This is a genomic window from Vreelandella nigrificans, from assembly GCF_002374315.1.
Lineage (GTDB): Bacteria > Pseudomonadota > Gammaproteobacteria > Pseudomonadales > Halomonadaceae > Vreelandella > Vreelandella nigrificans.
Genome location: NZ_NWUX01000033.1, coordinates 1 through 19,059 on the forward strand (window position 1 = coordinate 1; position 19,059 = coordinate 19,059).

Consider the following 19,059-nt stretch of genomic DNA (forward strand, 5'->3'; position numbering starts at 1 on the left):
AGCCAGAGCCAGAGCCAGAGCCAGAGCCAGAGCCAGAGCCAGAGCCAGAGCCAGAGCCAGAGCCAGAGCCAGAGCCAAAACCGGTGCAGGAGCCTGCGCCAAAATCGTTATCTCAAAGCGATACTTTGCTTGACCAAACGCAATGGCTGGCGCGCTTTAATGCATTAGGGCTGGGTGGGCTTACTCGTAGCTTGGCAGCGCACTGCCAAGTAGAGAGCGATGATGGGCGTACGCTGGTACTTCGTTTGGACCCAAGCCAAGCTGCGATGCAGGCAGAAATACATCAAACGCGCATCGAAAAAGCGCTCAAAGCACAAGATATCATTCGGCGTATTGAATTTAGGGTGGCCGAGCTGGCTGCAGATGTAGAAACGCCACGTCAGCAGGAGGAGAGGTTGCAGCGAGAGCGTCATGCCGAAGCTATTGATCTATTGCACCGCGACCCCAATGTACAGAAATTACAGCAAGCCTTCGGGGCAACACTAATTGAATCAAGCGTTAAGCCAATAACCGATACGCGCTCATGACACATAACCTTTGACGGCCTACGCTGACACTATCGATAGGATATTTTTCTTACCACGTACTCGGTTTGTCACACAATCTGTTTGTCACTACTTTACTGACCACAATTAGGAGATATCACCATGTTTAAAGGTGGAATGGGCAACTTGATGAAACAAGCCCAAGAGATGCAAGAAAAAATGCAACGGGTACAGGAAGAGGTTGCCAAGTCTGAAGTACAGGGTGAAGCCGGTGCCGGTATGGTAAAGGTCACTATGAATGGTCGGCATGATGTTAGTAACGTGACGATTGATCCTAGTGTGCTGGAAGAAGATAAAGAGCTTTTGGAAGACTTGTTGGCCGCAGCTGTCAATGATGCTGTGCGCAAAGTAGAGGTCAGTTCGAAGGCAAAAATGGAAGAAGCAACCGCGGGCCTGAATCTGCCGCCCGGTTTTAAGATGCCGTTTTAAGCAATGCGATTTTCCCCTCTGGTTGAACAGCTCATGGACGCGTTTCGCGTACTGCCAGGCGTTGGGCCCAAAACGGCCCAGCGTATGGCAATGCATATATTGGAGCGTGAGCGCCCAGGTGGACAACGGCTGGCGAGTGTTATCCAGCGGGCCATCGAAGAAGTCGGGTATTGCAAGCGTTGCAGAACACTGACAGAAGCAGATATTTGTGCTCTTTGTGAGAGCCCGCGGCGTGATGACACGCTGCTATGCGTTGTTGAGTCGCCTGCCGACCAGCTTGCGATTGAAGAGGCGGGGGGCTTTCAAGGGCGTTATTTTGTGTTGCACGGCCATCTTTCTCCCCTGGACGGTATCGGGCCAGACGCCATTGGCTTAGATTTGCTGGAAGCGTATGTGGCAGAAGGCATAGTCTGCGAGGTGGTGTTGGCCACTAACCCAACAGTGGAAGGCGAAGCTACCGCTCACTACATCGCGTCTCAGCTGGCACATTATGGCGTTAAGTTCACTCGACTGGCTTATGGTGTGCCGATGGGCGGAGAGCTTGAATACGTGGATGGCGGGACTTTGAGTCGCGCATTTAATGGTCGCCAGCCCTTCGCCAGCGATTAACCTCTAAACGCAAGCGCTGCGGCGATTGTGCCAACCTGGAAGTATGTCTTGTCCTCTTTAACCGCCCCCTTATATCAATGGATTGATAACGCCGAAGCACTTGATGCCGCCTGTGAACAGGTTGCGGATGCATCTGTCATCGCTTTGGACACTGAGTTTTTTCGGGAAAATACGTTTTTCCCAATCCCAGCGTTGATCCAATTTACTGCGGGGGAGCAAGCCTATCTGGTGGACCCGCTAGTGACCCCCTGCACAGCTGCCTTTCGCCAGCTATTACAAAGCGACGCGGTGAAGCTACTGCATGCGTGCAGTGAAGACCTGGAAGTTTTTCAGCACTGGGCTGGTGTGCTGCCAGCACCACTTATTGATACCCAGGTCGCACAAGCACTTCTGGGTGAAAATCCCGGTATGGGCTACCAGAAATTAGTAGAGCTGTGGATAGGTGAGTCTCTGTCAAAAGAGGAAACGCGATCTAACTGGCTGGAGCGCCCTTTAACACCCGCACAGTGTGAGTACGCTGCGCTTGATGTTATCTGTCTGCTTAAGGTGTGGGCGCTACAGTCCAGCAAGCTCGACCAGCTCGGGCGGCTTTCCTGGCTTGAAGAGGAGTGCTCTACGCTTATTGAGCAAGCTGGCAGAAGTGTTGAAAGCGATGGACAGTGGTATACCCGGCATCGTCAGTTGTGGCGGCTTTCTCCCCGTCAGTTAGAAGCATATCGTTTGATGACGATCTGGCGCGAAGGCGAAACCCGCCGACGTGATTTACCGCGTAATTGGTTAATCAGTGACAAGCTGCTCTTTGCGGTGGCAGACGCCATGCCCAAAAACCGTTATGAACTGGCAGAGGTTGAAGGAATAAAGCCAATGTTGGTCAAAAGGGAAGGGGATGCGTTGCTCTCGCTGTTAAAGCAAGCTTACCACTGTGCTGAGGATGATCTGCCTTCGCCTTGGCCGGACCCTATGCAGTCCGACTTCAAGAAGTGTTTTAAGGCGCTGAAAAAGGTTATCAATGATAAGGCTGCGGAGTTAGGGGTTGCGCCAGAGGTGCTATTACGCCGCCGCGATATTGAGACTTTGGTAATGCAGCAACTTGCTGGAGAGCCATTGGCACCTTTAACTGGTTGGCGCGCTGGATGTTTAAACGAAGGTCTTTCCCAAATCTTTAAGGAGTCATCCCAATGAGCGAAAAAATTCTCTGTGAGATTTTTAAAAGCTCTCGTAAAGAGGAGATGTACCTGTACGTTGATAAGAAGCAGGGGTTAGCGCCAGTGCCAGATACGCTAAAGGAGACGTTTGGCAAACCCATCGCAGTGCTGACGATGATCTTAACTGCCGATAAGAAGCTGGCCCGAGCAAGTGCGGAGGACATCATGGCTTCTATTAATTCGCAGGGATTCTATCTGCAAATGCCTCCAGCAAAAGAAGCCTATTTGTTAGATGTTCATCGCGCCCAGGTTAATCATCAGTTATGAATTTTCTTGCCCACGCATGGCTAGCCCAGCGTGGTAGTGATGCTTTTCTATACGGCAATTTGATTGCCGATGGGGTTAAAGGGAGTGACCTAAGCGCTTGGCATACTGCGGTAGCGTGCGGTATTCGCCACCATCGGAAGGTTGATGCCTGGGTGGATGCTCACCCCCGGGTATTGAGCGCTAAGCAACGGGCGCCTTATCAGCAAAGGCGCTATGTAGGCATTGCGCTAGATATTGTCTGGGATCACTTTTTAGCCAGGCAGCAACTGGGTGAAGAGCCCTATGAGGCACTGGTGGAACGCTGTTATCAGCTGCTATCCGCTAAGTCGGCCCCTAATCGCCTCTCGACGATGGTGCCACTATTAGTGGAGCATGATTGGCTGAGGGGGTATGCAGATTTTGATTTTACCTGCCGTGCTATTGCTGGTGTGGGGAAGCGTTTATCGGGCCCCAATCGCTTGGCTGAGTTAGTCCCTTGGCTCAATGAAAATTACTACTGGTTAGAAGATGATTTTCAGGCGCTTTGGGCAGAGTGCACAGTCACGCTAGGCGACCCCGATATTTTATATCGTTAATAGACAACCAAGCAGTTAATAGAAAGCTAGGCGGTTATTTACCAAACAGTTGCTTATAAAGGTAATGTTAATGCAGGCCACCATACGCGAACGCTTTTGGGAAAAATACGCCCTGGATGAACTCACGCCCCAAGAGTGGGAGGCGTTGTGTGATGGTTGTGGACAGTGTTGCCTGTTAAAGCTGCATGATGATGAAACGCAAGAGCTGGCTATTTTAAACGTTGCCTGCCGCTTGCTTGATATCCATAGCTGCCAATGCAGCGACTATGCGAATCGTTTTGACAGCGTGCCGGACTGTACTCAGCTAACACCTGCACTCGTTAAGGAGTTTACTTGGCTGCCTCAGACCTGTGGCTATCGGCGGGTGGCCGAGGGGCGCAAGCTTGCAGGCTGGCATCCTTTACTCAGCAACGATGCTGAACGGGTGCATAGGAAGGGCGTTAGTGTGCGTGGTTTTGCGGTTTCGCAAGATGACGTGCCTGAACGGCGCTTAGAAGAGCATATTATTGCAGTCCTCCCCATGTAATCCATACCCTCATTTGGCAACCTATCTTCTCTGGCTGTCCCCTTTAAGCTGCCGGTTTACGCTTGACGCTACCCCAGAGGGTTAAGAATACTTCTTTAAGGGAGCGTGAGGTTTCTTTGGCAGTGGTTGGTTGTTTCTGCTGGTGAGCAGATGATTTGAGTGATACATCCCAAATAGTGGGGAACTGTTCCTGATGCTTCATAAGTGTCTCCTTAAGTCTTCTAAGCAGAATATCGGTGTAGTGCTTAGACAGTGGTGTGATGCTTGGGTATTAGTGCACTAGACTAAGGTCTAGTATGGCGTAAAATTATTTTTATGGAAAGTATTTTCATAAAAAATATGGCTACACTCAGTCCGCAGCTAACACTGCACTGTAGTGAGTATTGGCTAATTAAAATGGGGGGTAAGCGAGGGGCGAAGCCCCATGCTGCCGCCTTTTTGTAGGCCGAGCAGCAGGAGCTTCGTATCGATTTACTGGGTCGTTTACGGGTTACTGGGTCGTTTGCGGGGCAAGGCCTAGCGCCCAAAGAATAAAGGCGTCCTGGCGTGCGGTGTCACGCCATGCCTTGAACCGGCCGGATGCGCCGCCGTGGCCACTGCTCATATCGGTATGCAGTAGGATTGGTGCCTCGCCTTGCTGGGCTTGAGACACTAGGGCGTAGAACTTGGCTGGTTCCCAGTAGCTAACCCGCGTATCGAACCAACTGCCTTCAATCCAAAGCGCGGGATAGGTTTGTTGGGTGATGTTGTCGATGGGGGAGTAGTTGCGGATACGCTGCTCTACCTCTGGTGCCTCCGGATTGCCCCACTCACTATATTCTGCGGTGGTGAGCGGTAGTGCTGGGTTCTGCATGGTGCGCAATACATCTAAAAAAGGCACATCGAGTACTGCAGCGCAGAACGCCTGGGGGGAACGATTGAGGCAGGTGCCGACTAGTAGCCCGCCAGCACTGGCGCCACAAGCGGCAATGCGCTGAGGGTCGCTTACCCCTGCGGATACCAGCACTTCTCGCGCAGCTAGAAAATCATTAAAGCTATTCTCTTTGTGCGCCATTTTACCTTGCAGGTACCAGGGTTCGCCGCGCTCGCCGCCACCGCGTACATGGGCGACTGCAAAGGCCACTCCGCGCTCTAGCAGTTCAAGCCTAGCGATGGAAAACCAAGGATCTAATGCTTCTCCGTAAGCGCCGTAGCCATAAAGTAGCGTGGGTAGCGCTTGGTTGGCCAAATCTGCGCGCATAACAACCGATACGGGAACCTGCTCGCCATCATCGCTGGTGGCCCATAAGCGACGGCAAACCAACTGTTCCGGTGAAAGGTCACCGTAAACCGCGACACACTTAAGCAGTGTACGCTCACCACTTTGGAGATTCAGTGAGAACCAGCTGGGCGGCCGGGTGAAAGACTCCTCTCTTAATCTTACTTCTTGCGTATCAAAGTGCGGGGAGTCCTCTAGCAGTTGTGAGCAGGGCGTTTCTGGTAGCGCTATGTAGTCATCTATCAGTGCTTGCTGCTGTTCATCGAGTACGATGCGACGAAGCACTACCTGCGCTTCGCGATGGCTGCGCTCAGCGACAATTAGGCCCCAAGCGAATGCATCAACCCCTTCCAGGGTTGCCTCATCACGGTGATTAATTAATGGCTGCCAGGGAGCATCATGCCTGCCTAGCTGCTCTTCAGCTAAATAGTCGAGCTGAAAGTGAGGGCCGGTTTGATTTTGTAGTCGATAGAACACACCGGGGCGGTGGTCAATGCTGACTTCAATGCCTGGCTGGCGAGCGTGCAGATACTCAAGTTTCGCAGCAGGGTTAGTGGCTGGCAGGACGGCAATCTCTGTGGTGTCCTTGGAGCCGCTGTCAATAATTAGCCATTCTCTGGAGCGGGTTTTGCCAATACCCAGCCAAAACTCAGAATCCTCCTCGCGGATAACCAGTGTTGGGGCTGGTATGTCACTTAAGGCTGGGAAAGGGATCCATAGCCGCCAAATGCTGTCGGGACGCTGAGTATCGTCAAAGCGGGTAAACAGCAGCGTAGCCCCTAGGGATGTTTGGTCTTCTGCCCAGCAAAGGCCTGGACCAATATCGGTTAGTAACTGCATCGGCTCGCCATTAGGCAGTGCTTTTAACCAGAGAGTGAAGCGCTCATCACCTTGGGTATCTTCGGTCCAGGCAAGCCACTGCTCATCAGGAGATAGCGCCATATCGCCCATATCATAAAACGACTGGTCTGCTGCGCGTGCTCTTACGTCTAAAAACAGCTCACGCTCTAGGGGCTGGTCGTTTGGATGTCGCCACCAGCAAGGGTAGTCCTCCTCTGCGCCGGTTTCACTCCAGAACGTAAAGTAGTCCAGTGCTGTCTTAAGAGTGGTGACGGCAAGTTCACGGCGGGCCAAGTGGCTTTTGTAAAGAGTGTTTGCCAGAGGGGCGAGCGGCTCAAACCACTGGCTATGCTGTTGGTTGGCGGCATTTAAAAATTCGTTTACTTCTGGTGCTTCACGCGTTTCTAGCCAGTGCCATTTTGGATCATTGGCGCGATAATAGCGCGCAGCGGGCGAGCCTTGATTAATGCCGGGCTGTGCTTTCATAAATTGATAGGTACCATAACGAGAAATCAACGTCGGGTGAGTCCACCCACATGAGGGGTATTATGCTGTTTGGAAGCTCAATGTCACTGCTGTGGCTAAGTTATTATGGCCTTTCGCTGCTAGTGCTAGTGGCAGTGTACTTTGCGTTGGCGTGGTTGCCACGCCTACTACGATTAGTTTTGACGTGGGTGGTAGCCGGGGCGATGTGGGTACCTGCCAGTTTTCGTTTGCCGCTAGTGGAGGAAGGTGAGTTTTATACTGGCTGGGCGCCCGCCGCTATGGTCTCTGCAGTAGGCTTTTTAGAGGGCAGCTCAAGTGCTCTGCGCGGTGGTCTATTATGGTTGATATTAGGGATGGCGGTTGGAGCCTGTGTGGGTATTGCGCTTTGGTGGTGGCGTAGGCCTCAGGATATTGATGAAGCGCCTCAGCGTCGCCAAGTGGAGGAGGATCCCAAGCCTACTCGCCGCCGTGAACCGGTCATCAATTAATGGATCGCTCAGCCTTTAAAATGGATAACATGGCCCTTAAGGAGCCCATCAATGTGTGAGTTGTTGGGCATGAGTGCCAACGTGCCCACTGATATCTGCTTTAGTTTTTCAGGCTTTTTACACCGCGGTGGGGGCACAGGCCCCCACCGGGATGGCTGGGGCATTGCGTTCTATGAAGAGGGGGGATATCGCGAATTTCGTGACCCGCACCCTTCGGTTGAATCGCCGATTGCTCGGTTAATTTGTGATTACCCTATCAAATCTAATGTCGTTATCAGCCACATACGTCAAGCCAATGTGGGCGGCGTGCGCCTGGCTAATACACACCCCTTTACCCGGGAAATGTGGGGGCGGCCCTGGTGCTACGCCCATAATGGGCAGTTAAGCGATTGGCAGCAACTGCCTCTGGGTGTTTATACCCCCGTAGGTACTACCGATAGCGAGCATGCATTTTGCTGGCTAATGGGGGAGCTACGGCGCTGTTTCCCCACACCTCCTGCAGCCCCTGAGCTTGTTTGGGAACGTTTGCATACACTGTGTGAGCAGCTCCGTGGGTTGGGCGTTTTTAATCTGCTACTTTCCGATGGCACTTACCTTTATTGCTACTGCTCGACAAAACTCGCCCACATTACACGGTGTGCGCCGTTTGGGGAGGCGGAACTTTCTGATGCTGAAATCACCGTCAATTTTATCGAGCACACCACACCTAATGATGTCGTATCGGTGATTGCTACCGAGCCGCTAACCCAAAACGAAGCTTGGAAGCGCATGCAGTCCGGCGAACTTTTGGTATGGCGGGATGGAGAAATTCAAGCCCGTTACTGTCCATAACGCTAACAGTCGCTACAGTAGTAAGTAGCAGTTAGGTGAAGGGAAGCGTTGTTGGGAAAAGATACTGCGCTATAAGCTAAAGTTGAAACGCTGGTTTCAATCGATCGTTTTACAGCGTGGTGTCTGTCGTATATCGTTGGCTCCTTCACCCTCGCAAAAATAACAAGGTCGGTATGATCATCGACACGGATAGCGGAGATTGCCCATGAGCGAATACGCCAATGCCCCCATTTTACGTGGCCCAGCGCTTGAAGGGTTGGATCAATATGATTCAGTCACTGATGTTTTCCACTCGGCAGTAAAGCGTTTCAAGGAAAAACCTGCGTTTACCTGTATGGGAAAAACGCTTACTTTTTCTGACCTTGATCGGCTCTCGGCAGATTTTGCTGCATGGCTGCAGCATGAAACGGATTTAGTGCCTGGTGATCGGATTGCCATTCAACTACCTAACGTTTTGCAGTTCCCCGTAGCAGTGTTTGGTGCGCTGCGGGCAGGTTTAGTCGTAGTGAATACCAACCCGCTTTACACTGAGCGGGAGATGGCGCATCAGTTTAAAGATTCAAATGCCAAGGCCATTGTTATATTGGCCAATATGGCGGATAAACTGGAAAAAGTGCTTGATAAAACCGAAATTAAGCACGTGTTGGTAACCCAGCTAGCGGACCTTCATGATGTGCCGAAACGCTGGTTAATCAATGCAGTCGTCAAGCATGTTAAGAAAATGGTGCCTGCTTACTCGCTGCCTAGTGCTGTTAGTTTTCGAGATGCTCTCAAAAAAGGTGCCTCCCTTAGCCATACTGAGGTGAGTCGCAGTCTGGATGATTTGGCGGCCCTTCAGTACACCGGAGGTACTACCGGTATGCCGAAAGGGGCGATGCTTACCCACTGCAACTTAGTCGCCAATATGCTTCAGGCGCGTGCAGCTATTGGGGAGCATTTAACCGATGGTGAAGAGTTGGTGATTGCCCCATTGCCGGTTTATCACATCTATACCTTTACCGTTAACTGTTTGTTTTTGATGGAAACAGGTAATCACTCTCTACTGATTACTAACCCTCGTGACCTGCCTAGCTTCGTTAAAGAGTTAAAAGGATTACCCTTCACAGGGTTTATCGGCCTCAACACGCTGTTCAATGCGTTGTGTAATCGTGATGACTTTAAACAACTAGACTTCTCTAAGCTTAAACTCACTATTTCAGGAGGCATGGCGCTGACGAAAGCGGCTGCTCAGCGCTGGGAAGAAACTACCGGTTGCTCTATTGCTGAGGGCTATGGGCTAACGGAAACGTCCCCTATTGTGAGCTTTAATCCGACTAATGCCATTCAGTTGGGTACTATCGGCAAGCCTGTGGCGGGCACATCGGTCAAAGTGGTGGATGCCGATGGGAACGATGTCGCACTAGGCGATCCTGGCGAGCTATGCGTTCAAGGCCCGCAAGTCATGAAGGGCTATTGGCAGCGCGAAGAGGAGACCCGTAATTCGATTGATGAGGATGGTTGGTTCCATACTGGTGATATCGCTATCCTGCAGGAAGATGGCTATATTCGTATTGTCGATCGTAAGAAAGACATGATTTTGGTATCTGGTTTCAATGTATACCCCAATGAAATTGAGGATGTCGTAGCAGCTCATCCAGATGTTCTCGAGGCAGCGGCCGTTGGCGTGCCTGATGAAAACGCTGGTGAAGCTATCAAATTGTTTGTGGTTACAAAAAATAGCCAGCTAGATGCAGAAACGTTGCGCAGCTGGTGTAAAAAAGAGCTGACCGGCTATAAAGTGCCCAAATATGTTGAGTTCCGCGATGAACTACCTAAAACCAATGTGGGCAAGGTGTTGCGCCGTCAGTTGAGGGATGAAGAAACCACAGCTAGTTGAGCGCTTAGTCTGGGTGGTAGCAAGCGTGTGTTAAGTCGCCGTTAGGCGCCACCTAGTTGAAAGCGTTACAATGGTCGGCCTGCTCTAAGAGTGGGCCGACTTTTTTTAATGTGATGGAAACCGAGCATAACGTGACCACCGACACGCACTCCCCCTGCACAGATGCCCAACAGCTCACCGCGTTAAACGAGGCGCTGAGCCAATTAATGCTGCGTGATGCTCAGCGTCTATCGCGTCGTGTCGCTGGTTTAGAGCGTCGATTACGGGAAAAGAAGCCAATTGATCGCGGCTTATATGATGTTCAGCGTGATCTCGAAAAGGCTAGGCAAGTCATCAGGCAGCGTGAAGCCCAGCCAGTGGTATTGAATTACCCTGCCGAGTTGCCCGTTGTGGAGCGGCGGGAAGATATTCTTAACGCTATTCGTGACCACCAAGTGGTTGTCGTAGCGGGGGAAACTGGGTCAGGTAAAACAACCCAGCTACCCAAGATATGTCTAGAACTAGGCAGGGGGCGTCGTGGGTTAATCGGTCATACTCAACCTCGCCGTTTGGCCGCCCGTAGCGTAGCAACACGCTTAGCTGAAGAGCTAAACGTAGCGCTGGGGGAGCAGGTGGGCTACCAGGTTCGCTTTACTGACCAAAGCACGCCTAATACGCTGGTTAAGCTGATGACCGATGGTATTTTGTTAGCCGAGACCCAGCACGACCCGCAGTTGCTGCGCTACGACACTCTGATTATTGATGAGGCACACGAGCGTAGTTTAAACATCGATTTTCTACTTGGTTATCTTAAGCGGTTACTGCCCCAGAGGCCTGATCTTAAAGTTATTATTACCTCTGCGACTATTGATGTAGCTCGTTTTGCAGCTCACTTTGGCAATGTTTTTGAACGCTCTTGTGTGAGCTCTGAAACGCCAACGCCTGCTCCCGTGGTTGAGGTTTCCGGGCGCACATTCCCCGTCGATGTATTTTACCGCCCCCTTGTGCGTGATGCTGAGGATGAAGAGGACCGTACGCTGCAAGAAGGTATTCTGCATGCGGTACAAGAAATTGAGGTTATTGAACGCGAGAAAGGCTGGTTGCATGGTCCCCGTGATGTATTGGTGTTTCTCCCAGGTGAGCGGGAAATCCGTGAGACTGCTGATACCTTGCGGCGTGCCGATTTAACAGGCACTGAAATACTGCCACTCTATGCACGGCTCTCGAATGAAGAGCAAAACCGTGTATTCGCGCCACACCGCGGGCGACGTATTGTGCTGGCGACCAACGTGGCCGAAACATCGCTTACCGTACCTGGTATCCGTTATGTGATTGATCCTGGCTTAGTGCGCATTAGTCGCTATAGCTACCGGTCAAAAATTCAGCGGCTGCCTGTTGAACCGATCAGCCAAGCCAGCGCCAACCAGCGTAAAGGACGCTGTGGACGGGTGGCCGAAGGGGCCTGTATTCGGCTCTACGATGAAGAGGACTTCCTCTCACGGCCGGCGTTTACCGATCCAGAAATTCAGCGAACTAATTTAGCGTCAGTGATTCTTTCAATGCTGGCGCTGAAGCTTGGTCATATTGAAGACTTTCCGTTTGTCGACCCGCCGGATAGCCGTTTCGTTAAGGATGGCTTCCGTCTGCTCTTTGAGTTGGGCGCGGTAGACGAGCAGCAGCGTCTTAGCCCTTTGGGGCGCAAACTGGCCAAGCTGCCTATAGATCCGCGTTTGGCACGGATGGTGTTGGCTGGTGCCGAGCGCGGCAGCCTGCGCGATGTGCTCATTGTAGTCTCTGCGCTGGCCATCCAGGACCCACGCGACCGGCCAGCTGATAAGCGTCAAGCGGCTGATCAGGCCCACCAGCGCTGGCATGATCCTGATTCTGATTTTGTCGCGCTGTTAAATTTATGGCACGGCATTGAGAATGCTCGAGAGGCACTTTCCGGCAATCAGTTACGCCGTTGGTGCCGCGATCATTACATTAATTACCTGCGAGTACGCGAGTGGCACGATACCTTCCGTCAGCTGCGTCAGTTGTTACGTGATATGGATATCGAGGTGCCTGCAGCGCTACCCAAAGATGAGAGCGAAAGCGAAGAGCAGGCACGGCAAGCACGTCGCAAAATGTCTGGTAAGCTTCATCAAGCGCTGCTTTCTGGCTTGTTATCCAACGTGGCGACCTTGCTGGAGAACCGTGAGTATCTTGGAGCGCGCAACCGTAAGTTGATGATTCATCCAGGTTCTGGCTTGGCTAAGAAAACTCCCAAGTGGCTAATGGCCTTTGAGTTGGTAGAAACCACGAAACTGTTTGCGCGCACGGTTGCCAAAATTGATTCACAGTGGATAGAGCCCCAGGCCGAGCACCTTCTTAAGCGCAGCTATAGCGAGCCTCATTGGGAAATGAAGCGGGCGCAGGTGGTTGCTTTTGAACAGGTAACCCTGTTTGGATTACCTATCGTGTCGCGTCGCCGGGTGCATTACGGCCCTATTGCTCCCCGGGAGTCTCGCGAGCTGTTTATTCGCCGTGCCCTGGTAGAAGGGGAGTTTCAAACTAAAGGTGCGTTTTTTGCCCATAACCGAGCGCTGGTTGACGAGGTTGAGGCACTGGAAGATCGTGCTCGTCGTCGCGATATCTTAGTTGATGAAGAGACGCTGTTTGCATTTTATGATGAGCGGTTGCCAGAGGATATTGTTAATGGCAAGGGCTTTGAGTACTGGCGTAAGCAAGCTGAGCGCCAAGACCCCGAGCTGCTTAAGTTCGATATTGAGTCGCTTAAAGCTCGGCAAGCGGAAGATATTACTCAATCCCACTATCCGGATCATCTCATCCTGGCTGGGGTAGCCTACCCTGTAAGCTACCATTTCAACCCTGAAGCTGAGGACGATGGGGTGACGATCACAGTACCCGCCGCGATGTTGCCCCAACTGCCAGTGCATGCTTTAGAGTGGTTGGTGCCGGGGATGTTGCGTGAAAAGTGCATTGCGTTGCTTAAATCGCTGCCTAAAAGTATACGCCGCCAAGTCGTGCCGATACCCGATTGGGTAGATGCGGCGCTAGCAATGCTGGTGCCAGACCAGCGCCCGTTAACCGAGGCGCTGGGTGAGTTTATTCGTCGTCGTAGTGGTACACGGGTGCATGCCGATGATTGGCGGTTAGATTTGCTGGAGCCACACCTATTGATGAATGTCCGTGTGGTTGACCATGCCGGTGAGCTATTAGGGCAAGGGCGGGATGTGCGGGCACTAGAGAGGCGCTTTGAGGCTGCGGCAAGCGCTGGTGCGCAAGCGCTTGCCGAGCAATCCAGTCAAGCGCCAGTTCTTGATGGCTTACCTAGTGAACCGCTCCCAGAGTCGCGGGTGACAACGCAAGCAGGCATTCGTGTAGAGGCGTATCCTGCATTAGTGGCCGCTGGTGATGACTTCAAGGTTGCGCTTTTCGACCACCCTGCAAAAGCAGAGGCTGCCCATCAAGAGGGTATCGCCCGTTTGGCAATTGCTAAGCGGCCAGAGCATGTAAAGGCCATTAGGCGTTTGAAGGATGTGGAAAAGTGCGCGCTGCTATTTGCCAAAGTAGGTAGCAAGCAAGCGTTAATGGATGATCTACTACTGGCAGTCTTCACTCAGGTGGTAGCGCAGCACCCATTACCGCGTTCAGCAAGCGCCCTTGACGATCGTTTAAAAGCCACTGAGGCTGAGTTGGTCGATTATGCAAATGCTCTCCTGAAAACGGTTGAAGTGGCCTTAAAGGGCCATTTGGCTGTGAGTAAGGTGCTCAAGGGTAAGCTCAACTTCGCCTTAGCCCTGGTTTACAGCGATGTTAGCGCGCAGATGCAGCGTTTGGTTTATCCTGGCTTCATTCGTGATTCGGGGGAGTGGCTTGCAGACTATCCGCGCTATACAGAAGCAGCGCTCATTAGGCTTGAAAAAGCAGCCCGCGAACGTGGGCGCGACCAAATGATGATGCATGATGTCCAAGCGTTAGAAACACGCTTTGACGCACGTCGTAAAAGCGAGCGTCGAGGCGATATAGAAGATCCAGAATTAGTGGCGTTTGGCTGGTGGATTCAAGAGCTTAGGGTTTCGCTATTTGCACAGCAGCTAGGTACTAAAATACCGGTATCGGTTAAGCGTCTAGAAAAACGCTGGGAAGAGATAATTAGCGTTTAGAGCGTGGCTGGTACAGCGCGCTATTAACGCACACAGTAATACGCTAGTAGGCTCGCGCTTACGAGCTGCTGACAGCCAACGATCAGTAGTAGGCTGCTTAAAGGAGAGATGCATGACACATGTGGTGATAACCGGTACAGGGCTTTATACGCCGGAACACGCCATCGATAATGAGGCCTTGGTCGCCGCATTTAATGCTTGGGTAGACAATCAAAACTTACGCAATGCCGATGCCATTGCACGCGGAGAGCAGCAGCCGTTAGCCCACTCTAGCAGTGAGTTTATTGAGAAAGCCTCTGGTATTAAAAGCCGCTATGTATTGGACGCCTCAGGTATCCTTGACCCTGAGCGTATGCGGCCTAAACTACCTCAGCGCAATAACGATGAGCCATCGATTCAGTGTGAGATGGCGACCGAAGCGGCGCGTCAAGCATTAGCGGCAGCTCAAGTAGCACCAGGCGATATCGAGCTTGTCATTGTTGCTTGCTCTAATTTAGAGCGTGCCTACCCGGCAGTAGCGGTAGAGGTACAGCAAGCGCTAGGCGCCAGTGGTTATGGGTTTGATATGAACGTAGCCTGTAGCTCTGCTACATTTGCGCTTGAAACAGCGGCAAATGCCATAGCGTCTGGTAGTGTAAAACGAGCACTGGTGGTCAATCCTGAAATTTGTTCCGCGCATCTAAATTTTACAGACCGTGACAGCCACTTTATTTTCGGCGATGCTTGTACTGCCATGGTGCTAGAAAATAGTACTTGTGCCGTTGCTGAGCAGCGCTATGAAATTCTTGGCACCCGTTTAGTGACCAAGTTTTCTAATGCCATTCGTAACAATGCGGGCTTCTTGAACCGTATTACCGACAGCGATCCACTTGCAGTCGACAAGCTGTTTGTACAAGAGGGCCGTCGGGTGTTCCGAGAAGTTTGCCCGATGGTTGCGCAGTTAATTACCGACCACTTGGCCTCGTTGGAACTGGCGGGTAGTGACTTAACGCGTATGTGGTTGCATCAGGCTAATCGTCATATGAACGATCTCATTGCGCGAAAGGTACTGGGGCGAGATCCTAGCGAAGAGCAGGCTCCCATCATTCTTGATCGTTATGCAAATACTAGCTCAGCTGGTTCGATTATCGCTTTCCACCTTCACCGGGACGCGTTTGAATCTGGTGATATTGGTGTTATCTGCTCATTTGGTGCAGGCTACAGCGCCGGTAGCGTAGTTATTCGCCGCCAATAGCCGACAAAAGATTGCTTATCATTTGTATTACTTGTCATTTGTAAAGGTGTTTTAACGTTGAAAGAGGAACGATCATGCTGAGGTTGTTAGCGAAGCAAGCGCCTGTCTGCCGAGTGCGACAGCGAATGCTGCCTATATTGTTGCTAGCCACGCTAGGCATGGGAGGCTGCGCCAGTACTGGTTCAAACATGGCAGAGGAAGCCCATCCGGAGGATCCATGGGAGGGCTTTAACCGCCGTGTATTTGCCTTCAACGATGTGCTAGACCGTTACGCACTTAAACCTGTGGCAACGGGGTATCGCAATGTTACCCCTGCTCCAGTGCAAACGGGAGTGGGTAATTTTTTCTCTAACCTGGGGGAAGTGCGCACTGCCATTAATAGTCTTTTGCAGGGCAAACCTGGCAATGCAGGCTTAGCAACCTCACGCTTTTTGATCAACTCAACCGTAGGCATTGGTGGCTTACTTGATTATGCCACTCACATGCAGATTACCGCAGATGATGAGGATTTTGGCCAGACCCTAGCGGTATGGGGATGGGAGGACTCTCGCTATCTCGTCCTACCTCTGCTGGGGCCTCGCACGCTTAGGGATGCCACAGGTCTTCCATTCGACATTGTCGCTCACCCGGTTACGTATATGGATGACCACCATCTGCGCGCGGGTTTGACCGCGCTGGATATTGTCCATATTCGAGCAGGGCTATTAGACCAGGAAGAGCTTATTCGTGGTGACCGCTACCGATTTATCCGTGATGCATTTTTGCAGCGCCGTCAGTTTTTGATCAGTGATGGTGAACTAGGTGATGATCCTTTTGCCATGGATGATTTTGAATTTGATGCTACTGACTTTGGTGACGACGATTTCGCCGATTGAGGCTTAACATGGATCATTCCAAGCAGTTGATCGCGGTAATCGATGAGCCAGGTCCAGAGCGTAACGCCTTGGCCGAAGCGATTACCTGTGATGGCATGTCAGTGTTTGCAGCAGACAGTATCCAGGATTTGCCTGCTGGTACGGCATTGATTGTCGCCCACGCGCGAGCGGTGCCGCGTCAGCAGTGGTCTCAATTAACGCATCGTCTACCTACCTTGGTGGTGAGTGACTCCCGCCAAGATGCCGACCTGATAAAAGCGGTTGATGTAGGACTAGTCGATTATATCGTGCATCCTCTGCGTCACGCAGAGCTGTTGCGACGCATGATTCGTAAGGCTATTGAGCTACACCAGCTTGCTTTGGAGCGTGATCGAGACCGAGAGCGCTTGGCGGAACTCAACGAGAGCTTGGAAACCCATCTGGCCCTGCTACGTATGGACCAGCAGAGTGGCGGGCATATACAAAGACGCCTTTTGCCAGCACAGCCGAAAGTGATCAACGGTGTTTATTACGACTACTGGTTCGCTCCTTCGCTCTATTTGTCAGGCGATTTTCTTGACTACCAGCGCTATAACGAACACTACAGTATTTTCTATTTTGCCGATGTATCAGGGCATGGTGCTTCCTCTGCGTTTGTAACGGTGCTGCTAAAATACCTTTGTAATCGGTGGCTTAACGAATGGGATGGGCTGCACCCAGAACTGTTGCCCCCCAATTGGCTGGCCGCGCTAAATAGAGAGTTACAAGATACCGATATTGGTAAACATGCCACCTTATTTGTAGGTGTTATTGACCATGAGGCAAAGACTCTGCACTATTCGCTCGGTGCGCAGCTGCCTATGCCACTGCTGGCCACGAATGATTCATTAGTGTGCTTAGCCGGTGAAGGAATGCCAGTAGGCCTTTTTCCTGATGTGGAGTATCCTTCACTCAGCTGTGCGCTACCCTCTGAGTTTCGCCTATGGTTATGCTCAGATGGTGTGTTGGAATGCTTGCCGGGTAAAACGCTCGACACGCGGCTCAAGGAACTCGAGCAATTAGTAAGCGAAAGTATCACGCTTGAGCAGTTGCGCGACCGGCTAACTCAGACGAATGCGCTCCTGATACAAGGAGATGCAGACGATGAGGTAAACCAAGACCGCGATGCTTTGCCCGATGACCTGACAATCATGATGGTGAGCGGATTTGGTCATGCTGATTGAAGAAGGCCGCATTAAAGCGGCGTTCGATTCCGGTGTTTTTGTTTTAAAATTATGTGGCGACGTGCGTCTAACGTTATGCGCGACTCTTGATACCCAAGCCCAGCGACTTGCTGCAACCCCGGGGCTACAGGCGGTAATGATTGACTTGCGTGAAGCAACTAACGTTGACTCCACTGCGTTAGGCTTTCTCGCTAAAGTAGCGATGGCTGTTAAAGGGCGTTTAGAGCAGCCACCAACGATTATTGCCGACAATCCAGATGTTCGGCAGATGCTTGACGTAATGGGATTCGCTCGGTTTTTTACATTAATGGAAGCGCCCTTACAGGCAGAAGCATCGCTTAACGATGTGCTTGAGGAGCTACCAGAAGAACCTGCTGACGAAGAGGGGCTTCGCAATAGAATACTGGAGGCGCATCGAATTCTAATGCATATGAATGAGCATAATCGCGAGCAATTTCAACCGCTGGTGGAAATGCTCGAATCTCAGAATACGCCTGCTATATAGAATAGACGCGCCATTCAATGCTTTTCGTGAGCCTTTTATCGACGTCTGTTCATTAGGTTCTTTATTGGCACTGAGAGCATGTGTCTGGACATAAAAGCATCGCCCTCTATGGAGAACGCTTCATAGAGGGCGATGCTGGTATTGATGGCTGTGAGTTATGGCAGCTGTCCAGCCGACCTAACTAGCTGTTGCGGAGTGTACTCAGCAGCTCTTCGAGCTTGCGTTGGTCTGCCATAAACTTGCGAATACCTTCTGCGAGTTTATCACTGGCCATCTCGTCTTCATTCATTGCCCAGCGAAAATCTGCTTGTGTTAATGCTTCATTGGACGAGCTGCTGGCACCTAGGGGGCTCAACTGGCGTGGCAGCTCGCCGCAGGATTCGTCTAGTTCATTAAGCAGAGTGGGGGAGATCGTTAGTCGGTCACAGCCTGCCAGCGCTTCTATTTCACCGATATTGCGAAAGCTGGCTCCCATCACAATAGTGGGGTAGCCGTGGCCTTTGTAGTAGTCATAAATGCGTTTAACGGACTGTACGCCGGGATCATTTGCCCCACTGAAATCTGTATTGGGGTTTTTTGCCTTATGCCAATCCAGAATACGCCCTACAAAGGGCGAAATCAGCGTAGCGCCGGCATCGGCGCAGGCCTGCGCCTGGGCAAACCCAAATAACAGCGTAAGGTTAGTGCGAATACCATCGCGCTCAAGCTGGCGAGCAGCCTGGATGCCTTCCCAAGTAGAGGCCATCTTGACCAGGATACGCTCTGCGCCAACGCCATGCTTGGCATACAGTTCAATTAGCGAGTGTGCTTTGGCAATGGTGGCGTCTCGATCAAACGAAAGACGTGCGCTTACTTCTGTTGATACGTAGCCGGGTACCAGCTCGCTGATTTCACTGCCGATATCCACCGCAACGCGATCAACAGCATCATCAAGGTCGGTGCTTTCTTTGGCGATAGAGGCTAGGCGAGCGCGGCGCTCCGCCTGTTGGGCAGCCTGTAGAATTAACGATGGATTGGTAGTGGCATCCTGGGGTTGAAAGCGGCGAATAGCCTCTAGGTCGCCGGTGTCAGCGACCACAGTGGTCATCTCTTTTAACTGGGTCAATAGGCTAGTGGCCATGCATAGCTCCTTGCATTGTCGTTAACCTACTTTAGCAAGG

General features: G+C 51.7%; 18 protein-coding genes. 15 read left to right on the top strand and 3 right to left on the bottom strand.

Annotated elements, in window-relative coordinates; all coding sequences use genetic code 11:
- The 7 genes from CPA45_RS21120 to CPA45_RS21150 form a co-directional block, all read left to right on the top strand.
- The coding region (locus CPA45_RS21120) for a DNA polymerase III subunit gamma/tau C-terminal domain-containing protein (protein ID WP_279628832.1) at positions 1-527 on the top strand (527 nt) is incomplete at its 5' end.
- Between the two features lie 120 nt (positions 528-647).
- A complete protein-coding gene (locus CPA45_RS21125; RefSeq protein WP_078088117.1) occupies positions 648-974 on the top strand; it encodes a YbaB/EbfC family nucleoid-associated protein in 327 nt (108 codons plus the stop codon).
- A 3-nt stretch (positions 975-977) separates the two neighbouring features.
- Positions 978-1,583: a recombination mediator RecR gene (gene recR, locus CPA45_RS21130; RefSeq protein ID WP_078088116.1), complete on the top strand. Its 606-nt coding sequence runs from the start codon at positions 978-980 to the stop codon at positions 1,581-1,583.
- Positions 1,584-1,631: 48 nt separating this feature from the next.
- Entirely contained in the window at positions 1,632-2,765 is a 1,134-nt protein-coding gene (rnd, locus tag CPA45_RS21135; protein WP_096655047.1) for a ribonuclease D, read from the top strand.
- Positions 2,762-3,055: a YcgL domain-containing protein gene (locus tag CPA45_RS21140; RefSeq protein ID WP_096655049.1), complete on the top strand. Its 294-nt coding sequence runs from the start codon at positions 2,762-2,764 to the stop codon at positions 3,053-3,055. Before rnd ends, CPA45_RS21140 begins: the two co-directional genes overlap by 4 nt.
- Positions 3,052-3,630 carry an acyl carrier protein phosphodiesterase gene (locus CPA45_RS21145; protein ID WP_096655051.1) on the top strand — a complete coding sequence of 193 codons (579 nt, stop codon included), beginning with the start codon at positions 3,052-3,054 and terminating at the stop codon, positions 3,628-3,630. The genes CPA45_RS21140 and CPA45_RS21145 overlap by 4 nt, the downstream gene beginning before the upstream one ends.
- A gap of 70 nt (positions 3,631-3,700) precedes the next feature.
- On the top strand, positions 3,701-4,156 hold the full coding sequence (locus tag CPA45_RS21150) for a YcgN family cysteine cluster protein (RefSeq protein WP_096655053.1): 456 nt from the start codon (positions 3,701-3,703) through the stop codon (positions 4,154-4,156).
- Positions 4,157-4,199: 43 nt separating this feature from the next.
- Here CPA45_RS21150 and CPA45_RS22905 read toward each other — a convergent pair whose 3' ends face one another.
- Together CPA45_RS22905 and CPA45_RS21155 are read right to left on the bottom strand one after the other, a co-directional pair.
- On the bottom strand, positions 4,200-4,358 hold the full coding sequence (locus CPA45_RS22905; protein ID WP_165771603.1) for a hypothetical protein: 159 nt from the start codon (positions 4,356-4,358) through the stop codon (positions 4,200-4,202).
- A 288-nt stretch (positions 4,359-4,646) separates the two neighbouring features.
- Positions 4,647-6,740: a S9 family peptidase gene (locus tag CPA45_RS21155; RefSeq protein ID WP_096655055.1), complete on the bottom strand. Its 2,094-nt coding sequence runs from the start codon at positions 6,738-6,740 to the stop codon at positions 4,647-4,649.
- Positions 6,741-6,802: 62 nt separating this feature from the next.
- Here CPA45_RS21155 and CPA45_RS21160 point away from each other — a divergent pair, with 62 nt between their 5' ends.
- The 8 genes from CPA45_RS21160 (at position 6,803) to CPA45_RS21195 (ending at position 17,899) form a co-directional block, all read left to right on the top strand.
- Positions 6,803-7,228 (top strand): hypothetical protein, encoded by a 426-nt coding sequence (locus tag CPA45_RS21160; RefSeq protein ID WP_096655057.1) that lies wholly within the window; start codon positions 6,803-6,805, stop codon positions 7,226-7,228.
- 51 nt (positions 7,229-7,279) lie between these two features.
- The gene (locus tag CPA45_RS21165; RefSeq protein WP_096655059.1) at positions 7,280-8,059 is read left to right on the top strand and encodes a class II glutamine amidotransferase; all 780 of its coding nucleotides are present in this window, start codon (positions 7,280-7,282) and stop codon (positions 8,057-8,059) included.
- Between the two features lie 205 nt (positions 8,060-8,264).
- Entirely contained in the window at positions 8,265-9,935 is a 1,671-nt protein-coding gene (locus CPA45_RS21170; RefSeq protein ID WP_096655061.1) for an AMP-binding protein, read from the top strand.
- 113 nt (positions 9,936-10,048) lie between these two features.
- On the top strand, positions 10,049-14,083 hold the full coding sequence (hrpA, locus tag CPA45_RS21175; protein WP_096655063.1) for an ATP-dependent RNA helicase HrpA: 4,035 nt from the start codon (positions 10,049-10,051) through the stop codon (positions 14,081-14,083).
- Between the two features lie 112 nt (positions 14,084-14,195).
- Complete coding sequence (locus CPA45_RS21180; RefSeq protein ID WP_096655065.1) at positions 14,196-15,317, top strand: beta-ketoacyl-ACP synthase III; 1,122 nt, start codon at positions 14,196-14,198, stop codon at positions 15,315-15,317.
- 74 nt (positions 15,318-15,391) lie between these two features.
- A complete protein-coding gene (locus tag CPA45_RS21185; protein ID WP_096655067.1) occupies positions 15,392-16,192 on the top strand; it encodes an MlaA family lipoprotein in 801 nt (266 codons plus the stop codon).
- Positions 16,193-16,200: 8 nt separating this feature from the next.
- Positions 16,201-17,394 (top strand): PP2C family protein-serine/threonine phosphatase, encoded by a 1,194-nt coding sequence (locus CPA45_RS21190; protein WP_096655069.1) that lies wholly within the window; start codon positions 16,201-16,203, stop codon positions 17,392-17,394.
- Entirely contained in the window at positions 17,384-17,899 is a 516-nt protein-coding gene (locus CPA45_RS21195; protein WP_096655071.1) for an STAS domain-containing protein, read from the top strand. The genes CPA45_RS21190 and CPA45_RS21195 overlap by 11 nt, the downstream gene beginning before the upstream one ends.
- Positions 17,900-18,080: 181 nt before the next feature.
- Here CPA45_RS21195 and tal read toward each other — a convergent pair whose 3' ends face one another.
- Positions 18,081-19,019 (bottom strand): transaldolase, encoded by a 939-nt coding sequence (gene tal / locus CPA45_RS21200; RefSeq protein WP_096655073.1) that lies wholly within the window; start codon positions 19,017-19,019, stop codon positions 18,081-18,083.
- Between the last annotated feature and the right edge of the window lie 40 nt (positions 19,020-19,059).